Origin of the sequence: Microlunatus flavus (assembly GCF_900110855.1) — a bacterium.
Classification (GTDB): Bacteria; Actinomycetota; Actinomycetes; order Propionibacteriales; family Propionibacteriaceae; genus Microlunatus; species Microlunatus flavus.
Map to the genome: position 1 here is coordinate 138091 of NZ_FOFA01000002.1, position 16346 is coordinate 154436.

A 16346-nucleotide genomic window follows, 5' to 3' on the forward strand; every position below is an offset into this window, starting at 1 on the left:
GTCCGCCCGCCGTGCACCGTCACGGTGCACGGCGGGCGAGAAGTTCTCAGCGGCGAGCGGCTCCGGCGCTCCCGGCGCCCAGCGAACCTTCGCTTGCGCTCTGCCGGGTCCGCGGGATGCGGGTGATGATCGGCAGGACGATCGCGACCAGCGCGATGATGCCGATGACCGTGTACGCGCTGGAGTAGTCCTTGTCGCCGCCGATCAGAGCCGCGGCGATCAGCGGGCCGACCACGCCGCCGAGGCTCCAGCCGATGAGCATCAGGCCGTAGATCCCGCCGGCGTGCTTGACGCCGAAGAAGTCGCCCGCCGTGGCGGGCATGGTGCCGAACGCGCCGCCGTAGCAGAGGTAGACCAGCGCGGCGAGCACGAAGAACAGCACCGCGTTGTGCACGTGCGGGATGAGCAGGATGCAGACGCCCTCGATCGCCAGGATCGCGATGAAGGTCGTCATCCGGCCGAGCTTGCCCGAGACTGCGGCCCAGAAGATCCGTCCGGCGCCGTTGAACAGCCCGAGGGCGCCGACCGCGGCTGCGGCGGCCGCGGCGGTGTAGCCCGAGATGTCGATGAAGCTCGTCGTCGCCTGCGAGATGAAGGCGATGCCGGCGAGCACGGCGAGGGTGAGGATCGCGGCGAGGGCGTACCACTGCCAGGTCCGCAGCGCCTCGCCCTGGGTGTAGTCGCGCCCGCTGTCGACGACCTTGCCGGAGGTGGCCGGGGTCCACCCCGGCACGGTGTAACCCTCGGGCGGGTTGCGGAAGAAGAACGCACCCACGACGGCAGCGATCAGGTAGGCGATGCCGAGCGGCAGGAACGCGGCCGTCGGGACGTCCGGGTTGTTCTTGATCAGGGCCTGCGCGATGGGCGCGGTGACGACGGCGCCGAAACCGAACCCACCCACCGCGAGCCCGGTGATGAGGCCGCGGCGGTCCGGGAACCACTTCTGCAGCATCGCGATCGGCACGATGTAGGCGAGCCCGAGGCCGAAGCCGGCGAGAACGCCGTAGCCGATCACCAGGATCGGCAGCTGGTCGCCGTTGCGGGCGAAGGACGCCACGATGACGCCGATGCCGTAGAGCACCGACCCGATCAGCGCGACGATCTTCGGGCCGCGGCGGTCCTGGATCCGGCCGCCGATGTAGGTGCCGATGAAGATCATCCCGATCGCCACCTCGAAGGGCAGCGTGGCCTCGGGCTTGCTCAGCTTGAAGGCCGCGGCCTTCTGCAGCGCGGAGCTGAAGACGCTCCAGGCGTAGACGGCGCCGAGGGACAGCTGCATGAGCAGCGCGGCGACGACGAGCCCCCAGCGTCCACGGGTCGGGTTGCCGGCGGCGGCGGTGCCGGAGCCCGCGGACGCGGGCGAAGCGGGAGGTGTGGTGGCCGAGCTCATCGAGCGGTCTCCTGGGTGTGGCTGGTGGGGTCGGTCCTCTGTGCGTCGTCCGCGGAGGGCCCGGGCCGGACGCTGGTGGGAGGAACCGTCGGCTCACGGCCCGCAGCCTGGGCGGCGCGCTTGGCGTCGAGCCGCTCCCGCTGCGGGACGACCGTGTACTTCGGGTCCCGCGCTGACTCCTGCCCCGCTTCGAACACGCCGAAACGGGTGCAGACCGAACCCGCGACCAGGGCGAGCCCGCTGACGACGGCGCCGGCCCGTGACCGGCGGCCGAGGAGCAGCGCTCCCGTCGCACCGGCGGCGGTGAGGATCTTGCTCGCGCGCATGAGCCGGCCGGGCGTCCCGTGGTGCAGGGCCTCCGCCGAGAGCCCCATCGAACCCTCCATGCGGTGCTCCACCACGAGCTCGGCCGTGGCACCGATCACGGCGAGCGCCCGGGCCGGGCCGGACTCGGCGAGAGGGGCGAGGACCATGGCCATCCCGCCCGAGGCGGCCGCGGCCGAGCCGACGAAGACGAAGGGCAGCTCGCGGTGCGCGTCGTGCCACGCCGGCGTCGAGGTGTCGGTGAGCAGGACCGCGGTGTACGAGGCGACGGCCGGGGCGAACGTGGCGGCGGCGAGCCCGGCCGGCCGGGCCGCGAGGTCGACGAGGTCGCTGAGCACGCCGAAGCGCCAAGGCAGGACCTTCAGCACCTCCGAGCCGGCGGCGAGGATCGCGAACGGTCCGTACGCCGAGAGGATCCAGGTGCCCACCGACATCGGCGAGGTCGGCTTGAAGACCCGCAGCATGTTGTAGAAGCGCTCCGGCCGGCCGAGGTCGTGCACCAGCGCGAGAAGGCTGGTGGTGATCCCCGCCGCCGCGACGATGCGGGCGTTGCGGCGCAGGTGCGGTCGCCCGCTCAGGTCCGCGCCGGCGGCGAGCAGCGACGAGCCGCCCGCCAGGCCCCCGGCGAACAGGTAGAAGGGGATGTCGGCCTCCCACGGGGTGGCCTTGACGACCGGGCGCCCGTAGTACGACGTGAACGTCGCGTCCGGGACCATCAGCTCCTCGGCGCGACCCTTGCGGCGCCGTCCGCTGGCCTTGCCGCCGCCCTTCTTCTCGCTGCTGCCGCTGTCCCGCCGGCCACGCCCCCCGCCGCCCGTACGCCGGGCGGTCGCGCTGGCGCTGCCCTGGCCCTCGGTGCCCGGGACGGCGCGGATGCCCACGTCGAAGGCGCGGTCGCCGTCCTCGCGCTCAGGGTTCGACGCCTTGCTTCCGGCGTCCTGCTGCCCGAGCTGGTAGTCGACGTCGCGGTCGTCGGAGCGCGTGCCGTCCGGGTCCGGGCTCATCGCCGGCCCGCCACGAAGGCCGTGGCCGCCGCCGCGACGAGGCCGAGCGCGGCGAAGCCCGCGTTCTTCCACATCCGCGGCAGGTCGGCCGTGGTCACGACCGGGTCGGGCGGGAAGCCGTACACCTCGGGCTCGTCGAGGAGCAGGAAGAACGCCCCCGCCCCGCCGACGCCGCCGTCGGGGTCCTCGGCGTAGAGCTGGGCGCCCATGACGCCGGCCGCCTGCAGGGTCTCGACCCGCTTCTGCGCCCGCTCGCGCAGCTCGTCGACGTCGCCGAACTGGATCGACTGCGTCGGGCACGCCTGGGCGCAGGCCGGGGTCAGGTTCTCGCTGAGCCGGTCGTAGCAGAGGGTGCACTTCTGCGCGACACCGTGGTTCTTGTTGGCCAGGTCGTCCTTGGGCTTGTTCTTGTCGCCGATGCGGCGGTCGATCACGCCGAAGGGGCACCCGGCGACGCAGTAGCCACAGCCGTTGCAGACGTCGTCCTGGACGACCACCGTGCCGAACTCCGTGCGGAACAGCGCGCCCGTCGGGCACACGTCGAGGCACCCCGCGTTGGTGCAGTGCTTGCAGACGTTCGAGGCCATCAGCCAGCGGAAGTCGGTGCGCTCGCCCGCATCCGGAGACGCGCTGGGCAGGTCGAAGGCCGGCATGCCCAGGTCGACCAGCGGCTTGTCCTGCGCAGGGGCCGGCTTCAGGGAGCCGAAGAGGTCCAGCCCGCTGTGGTCGGCGCCGGCGCTGCCGTCGAAGTCGCCGCCGATCTCGCCCAGCAGCACGGCGCGCCCGACGGACGGCTCGGCGTACGACGTCGTCTCGGGGACCCCGATCGTCACGCCCGTCGTCTGCCCGCCGAGCGGCTTGCGCTGCTCGATGAACTCGACGTGGCGCCAGGTGCTCGCGCCGAGCGCGCCGGTGTTGTCGTACGAGCTCCCGAGCAGCTCGTAGATGCCGTCCTGCGGCACCCCGTTCCACTCCTTGCACGCCACCTCGCAGGCCTTGCAGCCGATGCAGATCGAGGTGTCGGTGAAGAAGCCCTTGCGCGGCGGGTGCTCCTCCCAGCCGGCCCGGACGGCGGGGCCGCCCGGCTCGACCGAGGTGAAGGCCTGGTCCGGCCCGCGGTGGGCGTCCGGCTGACCGACGGGGGAGGTGGTCAAGGCCTGTCCTGAGCTCGTCGAAGGATCCACGTCAGCTGCGCTCCTGCTTGTTCATCGAGCCCTTGGCCCCGGTGGCCCCGTCGGGGCCGCCGATGACGTCGCCGTCGAGGTCGTCCCGTGTGACGCGCCGGTGCTTGCCCTCGGCGTCCTCGGGCGGGGTGCGGTGCTCGTTGCCGGTGGCGAGCGTGACGCCCGCCCGGGCGCGGTGCGCCGCCACGTACTCGAGCAGCGCCGGGCCGCGCGGGCGCCGTCCGGGCTGGATGTCGCAGGAGGCGACCTTCGTCTCCTGGATGTGCACGTTGGCGTCGAGCGTGACCCCGAAGAGGTCGTTGGCCGAGTCGCCGGAGACCAGCGCCTGGTCGCCCTGGCCCCAGTGGTAGGGCAGGCCGATCTGGTGCACCGTGCGCCCCGCGATCCGCAGCGGGGTGACCCGCTCGGTCACCAGCACCCGGGCCTCGATGGCCGTGCGGGCGCTGATGATCGTCGCCCAGCCCAGGTTCTCCAGACCGCGCTCGCGGGCCAGCTCGGGGCTGACCTCGCAGAAGAACTCGGGCTGCAGCTCCGACAGGTAGGGCTGGAAGCGGCTCATGCCGCCGGCCGTGTGGTGCTCGGTGAGCCGGTAGGTCGTGAACACGTACGGGTAGAGCTCGACGCCGGGCTCGTCGCCGGACGGGTTCTGGTAGTTGTCCTTGCGCGGGAAGACCTCGCGCGTCGGGTTGGCCTGCTGCCGGTACATCGGGTTGCTGACCGGCGACTCCTGCGGCTCGTAGTGCGTCGGCATCGGGCCGTCGAGCAGCCCGGCCGGCGCGTAGAGCCAGCCCTTTCCGTCCGCCTGCATGATGAACGGGTCGTCGCCCGCGAGGCCGTCAGGACCGGAGGCACCTTCCTCGGGCCGGTACGACGGGGCCTTGCCGACCTCGAAGTCCGGCACGTCGTGCCCGGTCCACTTCTTGGCCTCCTCGTCCCACCAGACGTACGCCTTCTTCTCGCTCCACGGCTTGCCCTCGGGGTCGGCCGAGGCGCGGTTGTAGAGCGTGCGGCGGTTCATCGGCCAGGCCCAGCCCCACTCCGGGGCGACCCACGACTGCTCGCGGCCCGGCTTGCGCCGCATGGCCTGGTTGACCCCGTCGGCGAAGACTCCGGTGTAGATCCAGCAGCCGCCCGAGGTGGAGCCGTCCGGCTTCATCTCGTTGAACGTGTTCAGCGGCTGGCCCGCCTTGTCCCCGGACAGGTGGAAGCCGTTGATCTCGGCCAGCACCGCCTCGGCGGAGATCTCCCCGTCCTCGTCCAGCGGGTAGTCCCAGGTCAGGTCGAGGATCGGCCGGTCACGGTCGTCGGTCGAGCCCGCCAGCCGCTGCCGGATCTTCTGGCCCAGCAGGTAGAAGAACTCCAGCTCGCTCTGGGCGTCACCGGGCGGGTCGACCGCCTTGTGGTGCCACTGCAGCATCCGCTGCGTCTGGGTGAAGGTGCCGCCCTTCTCCACGTGCGAGGCCGCGGGGAAGAAGAAGACCTCGGTGTCGATCTCGTCGGTCTTGAGCTCGCCGGTCTCGATCTCCGGCGCGTCGGACCAGAAGGTCGCCGACTCGATGAGGTTGAGGTCGCGGACCACGAGCCACTTGAGGTGGGACAGGCCCATCCGCTGCATCTTGCCGTGGGCGGAGCCGACGGCCGGGTTCTGCCCGAGCAGGAAGTAGCCGTCGATCTCGTCGCGCAGCATCGACATCACCGTCGCGTACGTGCCGTGGTCGCCGGTCAGGCGCGGCATGTAGCCGAAGGCGAAGTCGTTCTCCTCGGTCGCCGCGTCGCCCCACCACGCCTTGAGCAGGCTGACGGTGTAGCTCTTGGCGTTGACCCAGAAGCCCTTCTGGTCCGGGCTGGCGATCTCGGCGACGTACTCGTCGAGGGAGTCGTGCGGTCCGACCTTGGGCATCGGCAGGTAGCCCGGCAGCAGGTTGAACAGCGTCGGGATGTCGGTCGAGCCCTGGATGCTGGCGTGACCGCGCAGGGCCATGATCCCGCCGCCCGGACGTCCCATGTTCCCCAGCAGCAGCTGGATGATCGCCGAGGTCCTGATCATCTGCACGCCCACCGTGTGGTGCGTCCAGCCGACCGAGTAGACCCAGGCGGTGGTCTTGTCGCGGCCGCTGTTCGCGGTCACGGCCTCGCAGACCTCGAGCAGCTGCTCCGGGGAGATGCCGCAGGTCTCCTGCACCATCTCGGGGGTGTAGCGGGCGAAGTGCCGCTTGAGCACCTGGAACACCGTGCGCGGGTGCTGCAGGGTCTCGTCGCGCCTGACCTCGGAGTGGTCCAACGAGGCGCCGTGGCCGCCCATCTCGTACCCCGCGCTGCGGTCGCTCTCCGATTCCTCGGACTCGCTGCCTCCGGTCGCGCCGGAGCCGCCGCCCTTCTCCTCGCCACCCTCGTCGTCCTTGGCCGGGTCGGACGCGGGCCCGCCGCCGGCGGAGTGCTCGCCGACGCCCTCGTACGACCAGCTGGACGTGTCGTAGGTGCCGGTCTCCGGGTCGTAGCCCGAGAACACGCCGTCGAGGTCGTCGACGTCGACGAAGTCCTCACTGACCAGGGTCGCCGCGTTGGTGTAGGCGACGACGTAGTCGTGGAAGTACTTCTCGGTGCTGAGGATGTAGTTGATGATCGCGCCGAGGAAGGCGATGTCGCTGCCCGCCCGGATCGGGACGTGCGTGTCCGCCACGGCCGACGTCCGCGTGAAGCGCGGGTCGATGTGGATGACCTTCGCACCCCGCGCCTTGGCCTCCATCACCCACTGGAACCCGACGGGATGGCACTCGGCCATGTTCGAGCCCTCGATGACGATGCAGTCAGACTGCTGGAGGTCCTGCAGGAAGCCGGTGGCACCGCCACGGCCGAACGAGGCTCCCAGACTGGGAACCGTGGCGCTGTGTCAAATACGCGCCTGGTTCTCGATCTGTATGGCGCCCAGCGCGGTGAAGAGCTTCTTGATCAGGTAGTTCTCTTCGTTGTCGAGGGTGGCGCCGCCGAGCGCGGCGATGCCCATCGTCCGGCGCAGCGGCCGACCCTCGTCGTCGGTGTCCTGCCAGCGCTTGCGGCGCGACTCGACCATCCGGTCGGCGATCATGTCGGTCGCCTGCTCGACGCCGATGCGCTCCCACTGCCTGCTGCGCGGGCGGCGGTAGAGCATCGTCGTCGCGCGGCCGGGGGAGTTCACCAGCTGCTCGCTGGCCGAGCCCTTGGGGCACAGCCGGCCGCGGGAGACGGGGGAGTCCGGGTCGCCCTCGATCTGGGTGACGTGGCCGTCCTTCACGAACACGCGCTGGCCGCAGCCGACCGCGCAGTACGGGCAGACGCTCTGCACGACCTTGTCGGCCGTCGCCGTGCGCGGCGTGATCGCCCGCGTCCTCGGCGACTGCACCGCGTTGCCGCGGCCCAGCGGGTCGCCTCCCGTGAGCTGCCGCAGCACCGGCCACTCCAGGAACGTCTTCTTGATGTCCACGCTCGCCTCCTGCGGCGACCTTAACCCCGCTGCACGGGTGGCAAACGGGGGCCACGCGCCGCGTGGTGCACGAGCGGTACCGGCAGGACGCGAGCGGTACGCCTTCTCGGTCGTACGGCGGTCCTGAGCGGGAAGGCGTACCGCTCGGCGGAGGGCGCGCACGTGAGCCGCGGTAGGAGGGGTGCCGGCCGCGGGCCTCAGGGGACGACGGCGAAGTGCTCGGTGCCCAGGAGGGGGCCGAGGACCTGGACGGGCAGGAGCTCGGGGTCGAGCGCGTACTGGGTGCGGTGGGCGACGAGCGCGGCGATCTTGCGTCGGAGGGCGTCGGGGCCGACGTCGATCGAGAGCTCGGTCTGCGCACCGTCGGGCGCGGTGGAGGAGATCGGGGGCGGGTTCGGCGGGGTGCTGCGCTCGGCGGGCGCGACGACGGCGGTGGTGCCGCGGGCGGCCGACAGGTCGCGACCGCGCGGGGCGAGGACGAAGCACGTGACGTCGTCGTGGGCGATGACGTGGGCGTTGCGGGGACGGTTCGTGGCGAGGCCCTCCTCGCCGACGAACGACCCCGGCCCGACGGTCGCGACGGTGCGCAGCTCGCCGTCGGCCGACTCGCGCACGACGTCGACGCGGCCCGAGAGGATGCAGAACAGCTCGTTCGGCGGCTCGCCCTGCTCGATGACGTACGACCCGGCCGGGAACCACTGCACCTGCAGGTGGTCAGCGGCGAAGCCGAGCATCGACGAGCCGTCGGCGAAGAGCCGCAGCGCGTTGGCGAAGCCGGCGGTCCCGACGAAGCGCTGCTCGCCCGAGGTGAGCCACTCGACGAGCAGGTCGAGCAGCAGCCGTTCCTGCGGGGGGAACCGTGCCTGCAGCACCCGGGGCCGTACGGCGAGGTGCTCGCGTGCGGCGAGAACGGCCCGGGCCGACATGGTGTGGTCGGGGTGGCCGAAGGCTCCGTCGTCGCCGAACGTCACCACGACGTCCGGCGCGAGCCGCTCGAGGACCGGCAGCACCACCGCGGTGACCTCCTCGAGCGGCATCCGCCCGAGCACGCCGTCGCCCAGGTCGAAGGACTCGACGTGGCCCACCCCGAGCGCGGCGCCGGAGGCCGCGAGCTCGGTGGCCCGTACGGCGCCCAGGGTGCGTCGGGTGGCGGCGGCGGAGTCCCGGATCTGGCCGGCGTCGCCGCGCGTCAGCGACACGACGGCCGTCTGCGCACCGGCCGCGGCCGCGCGGGCGATGGTGCCGCCGACGCAGAAGACCTCGTCGTCGGGGTGGGCGAACAGCCCGAGGACCCGCAGCGGCCGGTCGCGCAGGACCGCCGAACCCCAGAGGCCGTCCAGGTCGTCGTCGGCGGCAAGTTCCGAGGTCATGGCCCGGACACCGTAGCCCGCCCGGACCGGCGCCGTTCCCGGTCCGGGACCGGTGGTCGGCGAACAGTGGAGCGGGATGCATCGACGCCGGCGCGGGCAGTTGCTACGTTCCGCCGATGGCGACCCGTCGCGAGCTCCTCCTCATCGCCGACATCGGCGGCTACACGGACTACATGCAGTTCCACCGCAGCGTCCTGGGCCACGCCGAGGCCGCCACCCGCCGCATGCTCGACAAGATCGTCGACGCGGTCCCCGGCTTCCGGCTGGTGGAGATCGAGGGCGACGCCGCGTTCCTGGCCCGCGACGTCGGGGGCCTCGACGGGCCGGCCGTCTTCGCCGCCGTCTCCAGCGCGGCCCGGGCCATGCACCGCGCGTTCCACGCCGAGCGGCGCCACATCGAGCTGAACCTCTGCCCGTGCGGGAGCTGCACCGCGACCAACGGCCTCAAGCTCAAGTTCGTCGCGCACGTCGGCGAGGTGGCCACGCAGACGATCCGTCGCCGGACCAAGCTGGTCGGGCTGGACGTCATCCACGTCCACCGCCTGCTCAAGAACCCGGTGACGCTCCCGGAGTACCTGCTGGTCACCGACGAGCTGCGCGCCGACGCCGGCGCGGCCGCCGACGGGCTGCCGCTGGAGCCGCTGGCCCTGGACCTGGAGGGCATCGGGGCGACGCGCGCCCACGTGGTGGCGCTGAGCGCCCTGCCGCCGCTGCCCGACCTGCCCGACCCGCGGTGGCCGCGCCGGGTCGCGAGCACGTTCGCAATGGTCGGCCGGGGCCTGCCCCACGTCCTGCCGCGGCGCACGGCCCGCGGGCTCGCGTCGACCGGCTGACCTCCGGCCTCAGGCGGGCGGGGCCGCGTCGCGCGCCCGTACGCGGCCCACGGCGTCGGCACCGGCCGAGGCGCTGACGGGGTAGCCGGTGACGGCGGTGAGGAAGTGGGCGCGCCCGAGGACCGCGACCTCCACGGCGGCGTCGGCGGGCGCCCGGACGGTCGCCGTGCGCGGCTCGTCGCCGAGCAGCGCCACCTCGCCGAAGCCGTCGCCGGGACCGAGGACGTTGACGACGCGCCCGTCGCGGACCACCTCGGGTCGGCCGGTCTCGACGACGTAGAAGGCGTCGCCCACCTCGCCCTGCTCGACCACGGCCTGTCCGGCCGGCACCCGCCGGTGGGCCAGGCCGGCGCCGAGCTGCTCGATGGTCGCCGCCGGCAGCACGGCGAGCATCGGGACCGCCTGCAGGGTGGCGATGTCGGCGTCGCGGACCCGCAGCTGCGTGTCGAGCCGGCGCAGCGCGGGCAGCGCGACGAGCACGGCGAGCGGGGCCAGCACGCCGACCACGACGAGCGCCGGCCGCAGGCCGAGCCCGTCCACGAGAGGCGGGGCCACCAGGCCGCCGAGCGCGACGCCGAGGGTGAGGACGGCCTCGAACCCGGCGAACATCCGCGCCAGCACCCGCTCGTCGGTGAGCCGGGCCAGCATGGTGAAGCCGGCGACGTCGATCAGGGCGTTGCCCACCCCGACCAGGCCGAGCAGCGCGATCACCGGCGCCTGCTCGGGCACGAGCGCCAGGAGCGCGACCGGCCCACCGAAGGTGGCCACGCCGACGCCGAACCAGCTGCCGAGGCCGCCCCGGCGCACGAGCCGGAACGCGCAGAGCGACCCGAGCACCCCGCCCGCGCCGACGGCCGCGCTCAGGACGCCGACGCCGGGTTCCCCGGTCCGGAGCAGGTCGATCGCGACGGCGACCGTGAACACGGTGAGAGCCCCGCGGGTGAAGGTCTGCACCACGCCCAGACCGGTGATGAGCGCGAGGCGCCGGTCCGCCCCGATGGTGGCGAAGCCCTCGACGACGTCGCGGGCGGGGGAGCGGCGAGCGGGACCGGCCGACCGGGGCGGTGCGTCGTACGGCAGCGCCACGACCACGAGGCCCGCGAGCAGCGACAGGCCCGCGCAGACGGCGAAGACGACCGCGGGCCCCGTGGTCGCGAGCAGCGCGGCGGCCACGACCGGCCCGCCGAGGGTGGCCGCGGAGTCGAGGAGCCCGCGCACCGCGTTCGCCGACGTCAGCTCGACGGGCGACCGGGCGAGGGCGGGGAGCAGCGCGGAGTGCGCCGGCCGGAACAGCGCGAGCGCGACCGTCGCCACGACCGCGCAGCCGTAGAGGGCGGCCCCGGGGGCGTCGAGCGCGGTGACGACCGCGGCCGTCCCGAGCGCCGCCGCCCGGACGAGCCCGATGGTCACGAGCACGCGCTCGCGGCGCACCCGGTCAGCGACGGTCGCGAGGAACGGCGTCAGTAGCGCCGCCGAGGCCATCCGGACGGCGGTGACGACCCCGACCGCCGCGACCCCGCCCTGCGCGAAGGCCACCACGGCCAGCGCGACCATGAACGCCGCCTCGCCCGCCCACATCGCGGCGAAGGACACGTGCGCCCGTCGCAGCACCGGGGTCACGTGACGGTCACCCGTACCGGGAGCACGGTCATCGCCACGCCGGCAGCGTCGGACTGCGTGGCGACCACGACGTAGCTCCCGGCCTGCGTCGCCCGTACCTGCGCGGCGTCGCCGGCGTCGACGAGGTCGAGCTCCTCGGGCAGCTCCAGGGACCAGCCCAGCGCCGGGTCGCCGGGCGGGACGAGCGGCAGCGTGACGGGCTCACCCACGGTGCCGTGGACCTCGACCTCCAGGCGGGGTTCCTGCGTCACCGCTGCCCTCCTCGTCACCAGCCGCACGGCTCTGCCACAGGGTGACGGCTGGCGCGCCCGGGCGCAACGATCTGGACACGAAGCCGCGCGTGCCGCGGTCCCGGTGCGCGGCGGCCGGGAGCATGGGGCGACCCACGAGGAGGACCCGTGTCGAACGACCACCCGTCGCCCTGGTCGCTCGCGGGGCACCAGCAGGGCTGGCCACCGGCTCCCGGACAGGCCCCGCCCTCACAGGGGTACGCGCCCGAGCCGCCTCCGGCGCCGCCGCAGCTCGCCCCCTTCGTGGCCCCGCACCCGATCGAGGTGCGGCTGCTGGGGCACGTCGGCGCGGGTCGCGGGCTCGCGGTGACCGGCGTCGTGCTCGGCGCGGCCGCGCTCCTGGCCGCCCTGCTCGCGCTCCTGGTCGCGCTCTTCGCATTCGGCGTCGGCGCCGATCCCGGCCCCGGGACGTACGGGCTGCGCGGCACCCTCGCACCGGTCAAGGGCGTGGTGGCGGGGACGGCCCTCGCCGACGAGGTGAGCCGCAAGATCACCGAGGACGGCGGGGTGCCCGAGGGCCTGGCCTGCCCCGTGGAGGTGAAGGTGGCGCAGGACGTGACGGCGGTCTGCCACGGCACCGACTACGGCGACCCGGCGACCTTCGTCGTGTTCTTCGAGGACGCCCGCGGCGCCTACACGCTGCTCGAGGTCTGAGCGGGCTCACGCACCGGGGACGGTGGCGACGCCGTTCTGGTAGGCCCAGACCACGGCCTGGAGGCGGGAGCGCACCCCGAGCTTGGGGAGCATCCGGGCGAGGTGCGACTTGACCGTCGACACCTCGACCACGAGGGCGGCCGCGATCTCCTCGTTCGACATGCCCTGCGCCAGCAGCAGCAGGATGTCGTGCTCGCGCGGGGTCAGCAGGTCCGACCCACGAGCGGCGGTGACCGGCTGCAGACGCCGGCGCTGGACGAGCTCGGCCACCACGCGCCGGGTCAGCGTCGCGTCGAGGGTGCCGTGGCCGGCCGCGACCTGGCGCACCGCCGCGGCGATGGTCGCCGGGTCGCTGTCCTTGAGCAGGAACCCCGACGCGCCCGCCTCGAGCGCCCCGAAGACGTAGTCGTCGAGGTCGAAGGTGGTCAGCACCAGGACGGGCACGAGCGGGTCGGCGTCGGGCCCGCACAGCGCGCGGGTGACCTCGATCCCGTCCAGGCCGGGCATCCGGATGTCGAGGCAGGCGACGTCCGGGACGAGCGCGCGGGCCTGAGCCAGCGCCTCGAGGCCGTCGGCCGCAGTCGCCACGACCTCGAGGTCGGGCTCGGCGTCGAGCAGGGCCGACAACCCCTCGCGCACCAGCGCCTGGTCGTCGGCCACCAGGACCCTGATCATCGGACGACCTCCTCGCGGGCCGGCGGCGGGTCGACCCGGCCCTCCTTGGCGAACCGCACCCGGACCTGCCAGCCGCCGGCGGCCGTCGGACCGTGGGCGAGGGTGGCCCCGACGAGGTCGGCACGCTCCCGCATCCCCACCAGCCCGAACCCGCGCCGCCCGGCGGGGGCGGGAACGTCCGGCGCGTCGTTGACCACCGTCACCACGGTCGCGTCGGGGGCCCGGTCGTCGACCTCCACCGTGACCGGCGCGCCGGGAGCGTGCCGCGTCGCGTTGGCCAGCGACTCCTGCACGATCCGGAAGGCCGCCAGCTGGGCGATCGGGCCGACGCGCTCGCCGAGCGCGACGCCGGGGGCGCTCAGGACACGGAGCTCGACGGGGGTCCCGGCCCTCCGGCTCGTCTCGACGAGCTCGGGGATCCCGGCCAGCGAGTGCACGCCCCGGCTCGCGTCGGTGTCGGTCCGCAGCAGCCCGACCAGGCGGCGCAGGTCCTCCAGGACCGCGCCGCTCTGCTCCCGCACGAGCCGTACGGACGCCTTGGCCCGGACCGGGTCCGTGTCGATCTGGCGCTCGATCGCCGCCGCCATCACCGAGATGCCGGAGAGGTGGTGCGCGGCGATGTCGTGGAGCTCGCGGGCCATGGCTGTCCGCTCGTCGGCGACCGCGGCCCGGACCAGCGCCTCCTGCTCCCGTTCCGCGGCCCGCGACCCCTGACGGCGGGCCTCGCGGGCGTCGCGCCGTGCTCCGAGGGCAGCGGCCACGAGCAGCGGCACGCCCACGGCGCCGACCGCCTGGAGCACGCCCGTCGTCAGCGCCGGCCCCAGGCGCGCGCCGAGCCCGACGAGCGCCGCGAGGGTCTCGTCCGCGACGACGAGCAGGGCGGTGGCGGACAGGGGAGCGACCAGCGCGCCGAGGGGGCGGGCCAGCACCGCGAGGAAGGTCGCCACGGTGACCGCACCGCTGGTCAGGCTGAAGAGGTCGCCGGTCCCCGCCAGCGTCAGGGGCAGCGCGAGCGCCGCGGCGGCCACGGGGGTGGCGCGCGGCCAGGGGCGCGAGCCCAGCAGGGCGACGCCCTGCAGCGTGATCGTGGCGAGGACGGCCCACCAAGGCGCCGAGCCCGGGGCCGGCAGCGCGCTCGGCGTGCTCGGGTCGACCCCGTCGAGCCACGGGAGCCCGACGAGCACGGCGACCAGGACCACCCAGGTGCCCAGCGCGACGCGCCAGGACGTACGGCGGAGCGCCCGCCCGGGCAGGAGCCCGGACGGACGCTCGGCGCTGCTCACGCCCGGCACCCTAGGTCAGCTCGTCGCGACGTGCCGCCGGGTAGCCGAGGCGTCCGCGGGTCGCGACGAGGAGCACCACGGCGGCGATCGCGGCCACGACGGCCTGGGCCTGGAGCGTGCGGGCCGGGTCGAGGGTCGGGAACATGTCGAACCAGACGACGGAGGCGAAGTTGTTCACGCCGACGTGCAGCAGCATGGTCAGCGGCAGGCTCTGGCCGGTGCGGTTGAAGAACCACGACACCACCACGTTGAACGAGACGCAGAAGGCCGTGAAGACCAGCGGCTCGGTCCACCGCACACCCGGCCAGCCGCCCCAGTCGGCGGTGAGGAACAGCGGCATGTGCCACAGCGCCCACAGCGGACCGAGCAGCATCGTCGCGCGCAGCGGGCCGAACCTGGCCTGCAGCCGGGGCAGGGCGAAGTCGCGCCAGCCGGGCTCCTCGGCGAGGCCGGTCGTGACCATCTGCAGCAGCAGCCCGGGGACGTAGAGGGCGAGCACGGTGAGGGACGGGGCGACGACCTGGCCGCCGGAGAACACGGTGCCGGCGACGACGAACGCGGCGGGCACCGCGAGCAGCGCGACTGCGTACCAGGTCCAGCGGACGCGCCAGCGCCACAGGCGGGCGGCCCAGCGCCGCAGCCCGGCCCGTCCGTCGGCCACCGCCGTGACGATGAGGGCGGACGTGATGGGGCCGAGGTAGGCGCCGGGGAGCACTCCGGTCAGCTGGGTGGACCCGAGGACGCGGGGGAAGTGGAAGCCCCACACCCCGAGGCCGTCGGCGGAGAGCACGAGCGGCGTCCAGGCCGTCCAGCTCAGGAGGTTCGCGAGGAGGAAGAAGCTCAGCAGCGGGTGGCGCTGCACGAGGCCGGCGAGGCCGGTCCGTGGTGGGGCGCTCCCGGGTCTCGTCGATGTCGTCGGGGCTGGTTCTGCGGTCGTGGTGATCATGCTTCGAACCTAGGAATCTGCGCGCTCCCGCACAGGAGCCGAACGGGCGAACCCCACGGGTGCCATCGAAAGGTGCAAGCGCTCCGGGAAGGTTCCCGCGCGCCGGGCAGGATCGTGCGCATGAGCGTCTCCGCCGGCCCGACCGACGACCAGCAGGTGTCGCGCCGCTCGGCCGTCCTCGCGGTGGCGATCGCCCTGGCCGTCGCGGCGACCGGGCTGCTGTGGGCGAAGTGGCTCCCGTACGCCGACCGCGCTGGTGCGGTGGCCGCGTCGCGCACGTGGAAGGGGTCGTCGCTCCTCGCGCTGGGGGCGGGGGAGAACCCGTTCGCCCGGGCGTGGGACTTCACGCTGGCCTACAGCGGCGCGGTCTGGAAGGCCCTGGTGGTCGCCCTGGTCGTCGCCGCCGCCGTGGACGCCCTGGTCCCGAGGCGGTGGCTGGTCGCGCTCCTCGGGCGGCGGACGCCGCTGGGCGGTTCGGTGGCCGGCGGGCTCGCCTCGCTGCCCGGGATGATGTGCACCTGCTGCACCGCGCCGATCGCCGTGACGCTGCGCCGCTCGGGCGTCCCGCTGCCGGCCGCGATCGCGTTCTGGCTCGGCAACCCCGTGCTCAACCCGGCCGTCCTGGTCTTCCTCGCGCTGCTCGCCCCGGGTTCCTGGGTCGCGGTCCGTGTCGGCGTCGGGGTGCTGCTGGTCGTCGGCTTCTCCGCCCTCGTCGGCGTCTGGGTGTCGCGGCGCCGCGGCGCGGACGTGCCGGCCGCGGAGGAGGCGGTGGCGCGGGCGGCCGACGAGCCCTTCGCCTGGCGCGACGTACCGCGACGGTTCCTGGGCCGCCTCGCGCGGCTGGCCGTGGTCCTGGTGCCCGAGTACCTGCTCGTCGTGTTCCTGGTCGGGCTCGTCGGGCCCCCGCTCGCCGGGGTGTTCGGCCAGGGCGGGGCGCTGGCGGTCCTGCTCGCCGCCCTGGTGGGGACGCTGCTCGTGCTGCCGACCGGCGGCGAGATCCCGATCCTGCTCGGCCTCTCCGCCGCCGGGGCGAGCGCCGGCCTGCTCGGTGCGCTGCTCATCGCGCTGCCCGCCGTCAGCCTGCCGTCGGCGGTCATGGTCGGCCGCGCCCTCGGCTGGCGGGCGACCGCCGCCACGGCCGGGGCGACCGTGGTCGCCGGTCTGGTCGCGGGTGGGCTGCTCACCGCCTTCGCCTGAGCGTTCCGCCGGTTCTCTCCCGCTCGACGGCGCTGAGGGGCCTCAGGAAGGGTCCCGACCCGACGAGCGGGAGAAAACCCGGGCGCCGCTGTAACGCCGGCCGGCCGGGGGACGAT

Annotated in this window: 13 protein-coding genes; 3 read left to right on the top strand and 10 right to left on the bottom strand. The window is 74.0% G+C overall.

All coding sequences use genetic code 11. From position 1 onward, the window contains the following. Positions 1–46: 46 nt before the first annotated feature. From BMY04_RS05055 to BMY04_RS05080, 5 genes are all read right to left on the bottom strand, one after another. Positions 47–1390, bottom strand: a complete 1344-nt coding sequence (locus BMY04_RS05055; RefSeq protein ID WP_091178068.1) for an L-lactate MFS transporter — start codon at positions 1388–1390, stop codon at positions 47–49. Then, entirely contained in the window at positions 1387–2718 is a 1332-nt protein-coding gene (gene nrfD, locus BMY04_RS05060) for an NrfD/PsrC family molybdoenzyme membrane anchor subunit (protein WP_232506116.1), read from the bottom strand. Before nrfD ends, BMY04_RS05055 begins: the two co-directional genes overlap by 4 nt. Next, positions 2715–3872: a 4Fe-4S dicluster domain-containing protein gene (locus BMY04_RS05065; protein ID WP_091178069.1), complete on the bottom strand. Its 1158-nt coding sequence runs from the start codon at positions 3870–3872 to the stop codon at positions 2715–2717. Before BMY04_RS05065 ends, nrfD begins: the two co-directional genes overlap by 4 nt. A 31-nt stretch (positions 3873–3903) precedes the next feature. Next, positions 3904–7362, bottom strand: coding sequence for a formate dehydrogenase (gene fdh / locus BMY04_RS05070; RefSeq protein WP_170854004.1), 3459 nt, complete (start codon positions 7360–7362; stop codon positions 3904–3906). Between the two features lie 197 nt (positions 7363–7559). Beyond that, entirely contained in the window at positions 7560–8732 is a 1173-nt protein-coding gene (locus BMY04_RS05080; RefSeq protein ID WP_091178072.1) for a PIG-L family deacetylase, read from the bottom strand. Positions 8733–8848: 116 nt separating this feature from the next. On the opposite strand from BMY04_RS05080, the gene BMY04_RS05085 reads away from it, so the two are divergent. Further along, positions 8849–9565 carry a DUF2652 domain-containing protein gene (locus BMY04_RS05085; RefSeq protein ID WP_091178073.1) on the top strand — a complete coding sequence of 239 codons (717 nt, stop codon included), beginning with the start codon at positions 8849–8851 and terminating at the stop codon, positions 9563–9565. Between the two features lie 9 nt (positions 9566–9574). Here BMY04_RS05085 and BMY04_RS05090 read toward each other — a convergent pair whose 3' ends face one another. Then, positions 9575–11185, bottom strand: a complete 1611-nt coding sequence (locus BMY04_RS05090; protein WP_091178074.1) for an MFS transporter — start codon at positions 11183–11185, stop codon at positions 9575–9577. Continuing rightward, positions 11182–11436: a hypothetical protein gene (locus BMY04_RS05095; RefSeq protein ID WP_091178075.1), complete on the bottom strand. Its 255-nt coding sequence runs from the start codon at positions 11434–11436 to the stop codon at positions 11182–11184. Before BMY04_RS05095 ends, BMY04_RS05090 begins: the two co-directional genes overlap by 4 nt. 147 nt (positions 11437–11583) lie before the next feature. Between BMY04_RS05095 and BMY04_RS05100 the strand changes: the two genes are divergently transcribed. Further along, positions 11584–12129: a hypothetical protein gene (locus BMY04_RS05100; protein ID WP_091178076.1), complete on the top strand. Its 546-nt coding sequence runs from the start codon at positions 11584–11586 to the stop codon at positions 12127–12129. A gap of 6 nt (positions 12130–12135) precedes the next feature. On the opposite strand, the gene BMY04_RS05105 is transcribed toward BMY04_RS05100, so the two are convergent. Genes BMY04_RS05105 through BMY04_RS05115 form a run of 3 tightly spaced genes read right to left on the bottom strand, consistent with a single transcriptional unit; the run spans position 12136 to position 15033 of the window. Continuing rightward, positions 12136–12804 (bottom strand): response regulator, encoded by a 669-nt coding sequence (locus BMY04_RS05105; RefSeq protein ID WP_091178077.1) that lies wholly within the window; start codon positions 12802–12804, stop codon positions 12136–12138. Then, on the bottom strand, positions 12801–14087 hold the full coding sequence (locus BMY04_RS05110) for a sensor histidine kinase (RefSeq protein ID WP_139209752.1): 1287 nt from the start codon (positions 14085–14087) through the stop codon (positions 12801–12803). Before BMY04_RS05110 ends, BMY04_RS05105 begins: the two co-directional genes overlap by 4 nt. Positions 14088–14097: 10 nt before the next feature. Beyond that, positions 14098–15033 carry a CPBP family intramembrane glutamic endopeptidase gene (locus BMY04_RS05115; protein WP_091178079.1) on the bottom strand — a complete coding sequence of 312 codons (936 nt, stop codon included), beginning with the start codon at positions 15031–15033 and terminating at the stop codon, positions 14098–14100. 120 nt (positions 15034–15153) lie between these two features. On the opposite strand from BMY04_RS05115, the gene BMY04_RS05120 reads away from it, so the two are divergent. Next, a complete protein-coding gene (locus tag BMY04_RS05120; RefSeq protein ID WP_091178080.1) occupies positions 15154–16230 on the top strand; it encodes a permease in 1077 nt (358 codons plus the stop codon). Positions 16231–16346: the final 116 nt, after the last annotated feature.

Bases quoted from the DNA above. Each gene is read 5' to 3' on its own strand.
- BMY04_RS05055 (WP_091178068.1), bottom strand. From the start codon at position 1,390: ATGAGCTCGGCCACCACACCTCCCGCTTCGCCCGCGTCCGCGGGCTCC.
- nrfD (WP_232506116.1), bottom strand. From the start codon at position 2,718: ATGAGCCCGGACCCGGACGGCACGCGCTCCGACGACCGCGACGTCGAC.
- BMY04_RS05080 (WP_091178072.1), bottom strand. From the start codon at position 8,732: ATGACCTCGGAACTTGCCGCCGACGACGACCTGGACGGCCTCTGGGGT.
- BMY04_RS05085 (WP_091178073.1), top strand. From the start codon at position 8,849: ATGGCGACCCGTCGCGAGCTCCTCCTCATCGCCGACATCGGCGGCTAC.
- BMY04_RS05105 (WP_091178077.1), bottom strand. From the start codon at position 12,804: ATGATCAGGGTCCTGGTGGCCGACGACCAGGCGCTGGTGCGCGAGGGG.
- BMY04_RS05115 (WP_091178079.1), bottom strand. From the start codon at position 15,033: ATGATCACCACGACCGCAGAACCAGCCCCGACGACATCGACGAGACCC.
- BMY04_RS05120 (WP_091178080.1), top strand. From the start codon at position 15,154: ATGAGCGTCTCCGCCGGCCCGACCGACGACCAGCAGGTGTCGCGCCGC.